Annotated in this window: 4 protein-coding genes and 2 pseudogenes; 3 read left to right on the forward strand and 3 right to left on the reverse strand. The window is 60.1% G+C overall.

Going from position 1 to position 3,065, the window contains the following annotated elements; all coding sequences use genetic code 11:
• Window positions 1-573: pseudogene (locus AC1D00_RS33930) on the forward strand (hydantoinase/oxoprolinase N-terminal domain-containing protein); the annotation flags it as partial.
• A 636-nt stretch (window positions 574-1,209) separates the two neighbouring features.
• Here AC1D00_RS33930 and AC1D00_RS33935 read toward each other — a convergent pair.
• Window positions 1,210-1,446 carry a hypothetical protein gene (locus AC1D00_RS33935; protein WP_477013673.1) on the reverse strand — a complete coding sequence of 79 codons (237 nt, stop codon included), beginning with the start codon at window positions 1,444-1,446 and terminating at the stop codon, window positions 1,210-1,212.
• Window positions 1,447-1,592: 146 nt separating this feature from the next.
• Window positions 1,593-1,764, reverse strand: a pseudogene (locus tag AC1D00_RS33940) (ABC transporter substrate-binding protein); the annotation flags it as partial.
• Window positions 1,765-1,955: 191 nt separating this feature from the next.
• On the opposite strand from AC1D00_RS33940, the gene AC1D00_RS33945 reads away from it, so the two are divergent.
• A complete protein-coding gene (locus AC1D00_RS33945; protein ID WP_404554498.1) occupies window positions 1,956-2,129 on the forward strand; it encodes a hypothetical protein in 174 nt (57 codons plus the stop codon).
• A gap of 8 nt (window positions 2,130-2,137) precedes the next feature.
• On the forward strand, window positions 2,138-2,521 hold the full coding sequence (locus AC1D00_RS33950; protein WP_477013674.1) for a hypothetical protein: 384 nt from the start codon (window positions 2,138-2,140) through the stop codon (window positions 2,519-2,521).
• A gap of 331 nt (window positions 2,522-2,852) precedes the next feature.
• Here AC1D00_RS33950 and AC1D00_RS33955 read toward each other — a convergent pair whose 3' ends face one another.
• Window positions 2,853-2,987: a hypothetical protein gene (locus tag AC1D00_RS33955; RefSeq protein ID WP_283813803.1), complete on the reverse strand. Its 135-nt coding sequence runs from the start codon at window positions 2,985-2,987 to the stop codon at window positions 2,853-2,855.
• Between the last annotated feature and the right edge of the window lie 78 nt (window positions 2,988-3,065).

Consider the following 3,065-nt stretch of genomic DNA (forward strand, 5'->3'; position numbering starts at 1 on the left):
GGCCCGCTCAGCGTCGGCTACCGCCTGACGACGGACGCGCTGGTGTTCGGCGGATCGCGCCTCACCGCCACCGACATTGCGGTTGCGGCCGGCCTGATCGACATCGGCGACCGTTCACGCGTCGCCAAGCTGCCGAAGCGCCTGATCGATGCCGCGCTGCGCGATGCCTGGCGCAAGCTCGAGGAAGACATCGACCGCATGAAGACCGAAGCCGGCGACGTGCCGCTGCTCGCGGTCGGCGGCGGCGCCTTCCTGGTGCCGGATCGCCTGCCCGGCATCTCCGAGATCGTGCGCGTGCCGCATGGCGACTGCGCCAATGCGGTCGGCGCTGCGATCGCGCAGGTCAGCGGCGAGGCCGACCAGGTGTTCCGCGATCTCAGCCGGGAGGATGCGATCGCCGCCGCGCGCGATATCGCGGCGGACCGTGCCGTCCAGGCTGGCGCCGCGCGCGACAGCCTCAAGACCGTCGACGTCGAGGACATGCCGATTGCGTATCTGCCCGGCAACGCGCTGCGCGTGCGCGTCCGCGTTGCTGGCGCGATCGCCGATCCGGATCTGCCGGCGGCGGCGTAAGCGCCTCCCCGGGGCATGACGATCCTCGCGAAACAAAAAGCGCGAAAACAACCCCATGCACAGTAGCCGGCGATAGTGGAATCAACGGCTTACGCGGGCAAGCTACGAGGCGGAGACAGACCCCTCACCCGAGTGAGTCTGCGTCTACCGGCCTCGCTGCCCTCTCCCGCAAGGGGAGAGGGCACAGCAACGGGCCGCCGCGCGCCTCGAACGACGAGGGTGCTCTCGCTCCCCTACTCCCAATACCAGGCAGAGGAAACGTTCTCGAACTGCGGGACTTCCTTACAGATCGGCGCCCCTTCGATGTTCGCTCGCATCGGGACGCTGCGAAGTCTCATGCACTGAAGAATTCGCGCACTGACAGGCTGCTTCATTTTTCCCTGGGGCGCTGCGGCTTTTCCCTTCTCGCCGCCTGCGAGGTTCGGCTTGCGGGGGCCTCAAAGACCGCAATACGCCGATCGAGTTGCCATAGCTCGATGTCGTTGGCATCAAMTAGCTGCGCAGCACGTTCCCGTGCTTCCTGCTCGTCGGCGCACTGCAAATTGGCTACGCTTATAACGTGGTGGTGCTGATCCAAAAGGTAAGCCCTGTAGTGAGCCATCCCCACACCTCCCAATGCCTGCGTTTATCGGATCATCACCTCAATCCTTCAATCAGCGTTCTCCAGCCGAACGCATCGTTCGCCRTCAGCAGCAAAGCGCCAAGCGTTCCCAAGTAGGACGGCAGTTCGCAATCGGGACGCGCGTTCATATTGCCGACAAACGAGGCGACCGCGTTCTTGAGATCGCCTCGGTCCAGATGATCGAAGGCCCGCTGCTTGCAACGCTCGACATATTTATCGCGCGCCAGCTCAATTAACAGGGAACGTTCCATTTCGTCTCCCCCAACCGATGACTGTCTTCAATCGTTGGCGAATTGGAACGGACCGGGCTTTTTCCGTCTGTTCGAAAAGCGACAGACGGATCTCTTTTGCTCGCAAGTGTGGGAATTGAGATACAGGCTGCTCGTTGATCGCAACGCAGCCCTGCGGCCTGGGCGGCCGGATCGGAGGTGAAGCGGATCGTCACCTTCGACAGCTTGATCGCCGAGGCGTTGCGGTAGTCGGCCCATTGTTGAGCTGATCGAGGAGCCCTTGGCCCAGGCGCCGAGCTGGTGCGGCCCTGTCCCGACCGGCTGCGCGACGTTGGTCGCCGTGCCCCTCGCTCGCAACACACGCTCGCGGGACTATTTGCGCAACATTGACCCCGACGACACCGAGACACAGTGGGAAGCCGACAACTTGAAATAAAAAGTGAAAAGAAGAGCGGGGATATTCCTCAAAGCTGACTTGATTTATCTCTCCGCTCGCTTTCCTGGCGCAACTAATTGATGAGTAAGCAGTGATGACTGATCAGCAATTAGCCCTGGAAGCGATTAGCAACGCGCAACTCATACTGGAAGAATACCTTCAGCCCTGCCCCAAGGATAATGCGCTTATCCTTGAAAAGCTGGTGGAAGTCCTCGAACGGCCTGCCTTGATCGTTGCCCTAAGTCGATTGCAGCAACAGAGCAATTGAGCGCGCCCATGAGCAAACCGCTTCAATCGCTGACTTTAGCCGTTTGCATTGCTGCGCTCTCATTGCTCGAAATGACCAGCGTGCATACCAAGCAACAATGCAGCACCGCCATGCCGCCAAATCCGCAAGGGCAATACTGGTCCTATCGTCTCATCGACGGACGAAAATGCTGGTACGCGGGTAAGCCGATGCTGTCGAAAGCATTGCTGGAATGGCCTATGGAGCAGTCCCCCAAACTCACTGCTCGCGGAGAAGCGACAGGCATTGTCATGGCCAGCAAGCCCGGCAATCCCCTGGATGCACGAGCGTTGGCACTGAAAGAGGGCCCTGACACTTTTGAAGAGCGATGGCGTGCCAGGATCAACTCCAGCTCAAACACAGGGCATGACTGACCGATACTAACGACCTGAGCGATCCTGCATCCCGCTTATCGTTGGCGAGGACTTTCGACCGCCTGTTCGCGGCCGTGCGCTTGGTTACATCATGCAATCACGCGCCTGAGTTCATCCAGAACAACGCCCCTGCGCAACTCGTGCGCAGCAGCCGTCAAATGAGAGCCTACGATCAGACCGAGGCGCCTTAAAGTCAGGAGAGCAACGGGGTCACACAGCTCGATAGAAAGCCCGGCTCCCAATATCGCAAGGGCGCGTTGCTCATCCGCGTCGAGATCAGTCCACAAGATGCCTTCCATCGACGCGCCTAAAAATTGTTCCCAAGGGTATCTCAGAACCCAAACGCGTGCCTGATCTGCCGCAGCATGATGATGGCCGCGTCGGTGTACCGACCGTTGGTTAGGAATCGATCCACTTGCGCTGTGGTCATCAGCGCCACAACTGCCACCGTAAAGCCCTTAAACATTGGGCCTCTCCTGAAAGAGACCGCCAACCGGGCGTGTTGAAATATCCAACCGTTCTTAGAATGCGCTGCCGCTTATGG

The organism is Bradyrhizobium sp. P2_E8, assembly GCF_056403875.1.